This is a genomic window from Azospirillum isscasi (assembly GCF_030849505.1).
Classification (GTDB): Bacteria; Pseudomonadota; Alphaproteobacteria; order Azospirillales; family Azospirillaceae; genus Azospirillum; species Azospirillum isscasi.
In genome coordinates, this window is sequence record NZ_JAUJFI010000191.1 from 1 (window position 1) to 3,268 (window position 3,268).

The window sequence follows — 3,268 nt, forward strand, 5'->3', positions numbered from 1 at the left end:
GGCTGCGGGGCAACCGCGGCGGCGGCGGGCGGGCGCGGACCGGAGGGCGTGGCGCCGTCGCCGCCCAGCCAGCGCGACACCAGGATGTAGGACACCTGAAGCTCCTCCGCGATGCGGCGGTAGCTCCAGCCCTGGGCGCGCAGCCGTTCAGCCATGCGCTGGCGGTCCGGCTCCTCGCTGGGCATCGCCGGGCGCGTGGGCAGGGAGGATGCGGGGCCGCCCCCCTCCGCGGGGGTCGCGACGACGATCACATCCTTCAGTTTCTGGTCGGCCATCGGGTCTCCGCCGTCCTGCGCGCAGGGCGTTCCTTCCGGCCATGGTCGCTGCGTTCAGGGGCGTTGTCGATTGCCGACAGGTCCCGGTTGAAGCAGTCTGCGCCGCAACGGCGCCGCTCCGGTCAGGTCAGGTCCTGGATGTGCTCGACATAGCCGGACAGGGCGGCGATCCCCTGCTCGGTCAGTTCGACGAAGACGCGGCGCCCGTCCTTGTCGTCGGCGATCCGGCGCACCAGCCCGCGGTCGTTCAGTTCGGAAATGCGCCGCAGCGCCGTCGTCTGCGCCACGCCCGAGGCCATGCACAGCGACGACACGGAAATGCGCCGCCCGCGCAGATGGTTGGCCATCAGATCCAGCAGCATGTCCCAGCAGGGGTCCTCGAACAGCCCCTTGGGGAAGAATTTGTCGCGGGCCACGCGGGACTGCTGGAGCGCCTTCAGCACGGCCAACCGCCGGTTCTCCCCCGCCGCCGCGGGCGCGGAGGAGGGAGCGGGCGGCGCGGCATGAGCAACCGCCGGCGGGCCTTCCCGCAGCGCCTTCACCGCTTCGATCAAAGCGAGGCCGTGGCGGTAGGCGTCCTCCAGCGCGCCGTGCAACTCGCCGCTGCCCGCGGGCGCGGGCGGGGCGGGCAGGGGCTCCGCCGCCTGATGGGCCGCCTGATGGGCCGCCAGGGCGCGGGCCAGCGCGCCGTGGAGCTGGCTGCCGTCCTGCGGGTCGCTGACGAAGTCCGCCGCCCGCAGATGCATGGCGCGGACGACATCCGCCGCCGTGGCGTCGGGGGCGACGACGATGACCTGGAGATGCCGCCGCACGCTCTTGCGCATCCGCTCGACCAGCGCCAGACCGTCGAAATGGGGCAGGGCCAGCTCCACCGCCACGATGCCGATGCTGCCGTCCGCCTCCAGCGTGTCGAGCGCTGCGATGGGGTCGTGGGTCACATGGATGCGGTGGCCGTTGCGTTCGAAGGCGTCGTGCATGCCGATGCCCAGCGCGCGGTCGGCGCAGGCGATCAGGATGGACGTCGCCGAAACATGAAGGCCGGCGCTGGTCTGGACCGGACGCACCGGCCACGCCAAGGGTCGCTCCAACTCGATCCGCATCGAAGCCCTTCCCGCTGGGTGCATGGATTGCTGTGCTTATGGATTACCACGCAAAGCAAACCATCATGGATGCAATCATGGTCCAAAATAGAGCGATCCGAATGCGAATCAAAATTCCATAAAATTTAGAAGGCTTGGGCTGAAAGGCGTAAATTTCGAAGATTTGGCTTCATCAGTTCTTCGTCAGATGAGTGAATTCCTGAAGAATGCTCTCCATGGTTGAGGTGAATGCGGGGGTGATCCGCACCCGGCGTGGTCGGGCCGGAGCGGAGCCATGTCGTCGGGGACTTCTCCAGACTGGACCCGTCTCGGAAACGGCGGTGCGGGGGATGCGCGTAAGGTGACCGCATCCCTTGCCGGCACCGGACGCCATGCGCCTGACCCTGACGACCAAGATCATCCTGCTGCTGCAAGTGGCGCTCTGCTTCGCGCTGATCTCCACCGCGGCCCTGTCCTACCTGAAGATGGAACGCATGGTGGAGGACACCGTGGCGTCCCGCTTCACCGTCGCCCTGCGCGGGCTGGCGGGGGAGGTGGAGGGCGCCGTCAGCCTCGGCGTGTCCATCACGGCCCTGCGGAACCTCGACGCGCTGATCCAGCGCTCGCTGGCGCGGGACGACCGGATCACCGGGCTGGTCCTGTTCACCGACACCGGCGAGGTGTTGGCCGCGGCGGGGCGCAGCGGCCCGGTGGAGACGATCCCCGCCGGCTGGAAGGCGGCCTTCGCCCGCGACGGCAAATCCGACCGGGTGGCCGCGGTCGCCGACGGCGACAGCCAGGCGCTTCTGCTCGGCATCCGCAACGCCTTCGGCGGCGTGGCCGGCGGCGTCGCCCTGACCTATTCCCTGGGGGAGGTGCAGGCGGGCATCCGCGGCACCATCCCGGACCTGCTGCTGTCCGGCGGGATCAATCTGGTGACGGGGCTTCTGGTCACCATGCTGGCGGTCTGGCTGCTCCTGCGCCCGATCCAGCGGCGGCTGCGCGAGATGACCGCCAGCATCAACACGCTGGGCATGGGCGAACCGCCCGTTCTGACCCCGGACATAATTGATTTCGCCCCCGGCCTGACCGGCTTCGCCGACCGCATCCTGGAACAGCAGCGGCACGGCGCGGAGGACGACGGTCCCCAACCCGCGCCCCGCGCGGCGGAGGCCACGCGCCCGGCGGGGGCCATGCCATGAAGCTGTCCTTCATCCGCCGCCTGAACTGGATGCTGACGGGCGTGGTGTCCGTCCTGATGCTGGTCAGCCTCGCCGTCCAGACCAACCACGTCAACACGCTGTTCCGCCCGCTGATCGAGCCGGAGCTGGCCCGCAAGGCGGAGGTCGTCGGCTCCTACGTGGTGGCGCAGATCGACCGCGCGGTGGCGCTCGGCTTCGAGCTGGACAAGCTGGTCGGGGTGGACGAGCTGCTGTCCGACGCGCTGGCCGCCAACCCCGACGTCAAGTATCTGGGGCTGGAGATCGGCGGGCGCCTCTACGCCTTTTCCGGAACGGAGGAAGCGCGGTCCGGCCCCCGGCTGACCGCCGCCGACGCCCCGCCGGAGGGCGGGTCCGCGCGCTTCCTCGACACCGCCTTGGCTCTGGAGGGCAACGCGGAGGCGCGGCTGCATGTCGGCGTCGATTCCGGCTATGTCCGCTCCGCCCTGAACGAGGTGGTGTTCGACCTCGGCTCGGTGCTGATCGTCGCCATCCTGCTGAACATCGAAATCCTGCTCCTGGTCGTCGGCACCTCCGTCGCGGCACCGCTGCGGCGGGTGACGGCGGTGATGAAGCAGGCCGCGGACGGGCATCTCGGCGTGCGCGTCGCCCTGCGCAACCGCGACGAGGTGGGGGAGCTGTCGCGCGCCGTCGATTGGGCGCTGGACAGCGTGCAGCACAAGGCCGACATGAC

4 protein-coding genes are annotated in these 3,268 nt (G+C 69.8%); 2 read left to right on the forward strand and 2 right to left on the reverse strand.

Translation table 11 applies throughout. The features are described from left to right. Both QSG27_RS25160 and QSG27_RS25165 read right to left on the reverse strand, forming a co-directional pair. Positions 1–275: helix-turn-helix domain-containing protein (locus tag QSG27_RS25160; protein WP_306711006.1), on the reverse strand; the 275-nt coding region annotated here is incomplete at its 3' end. A 122-nt stretch (positions 276–397) separates the two neighbouring features. Next, positions 398–1,375, reverse strand: coding sequence for a response regulator transcription factor (locus tag QSG27_RS25165; RefSeq protein ID WP_306711008.1), 978 nt, complete (start codon positions 1,373–1,375; stop codon positions 398–400). Between the two features lie 353 nt (positions 1,376–1,728). Here QSG27_RS25165 and QSG27_RS25170 point away from each other — a divergent pair, with 353 nt between their 5' ends. Next, the gene (locus QSG27_RS25170) at positions 1,729–2,556 is read left to right on the forward strand and encodes a hypothetical protein (protein WP_306711010.1); all 828 of its coding nucleotides are present in this window, start codon (positions 1,729–1,731) and stop codon (positions 2,554–2,556) included. Then, positions 2,553–3,268, forward strand: a 716-nt coding sequence (locus tag QSG27_RS25175; RefSeq protein ID WP_306711012.1) for a HAMP domain-containing protein, incomplete at its 3' end; no start/stop codon positions are given. The genes QSG27_RS25170 and QSG27_RS25175, both read left to right, overlap by 4 nt.

What these genes read in the sequence shown, in the direction of transcription:
- QSG27_RS25165 (WP_306711008.1), bottom strand. Translation starts at nt 1,375, where the DNA reads ATGCGGATCGAGTTGGAGCGACCCTTGGCGTGGCCGGTGCGTCCGGTC.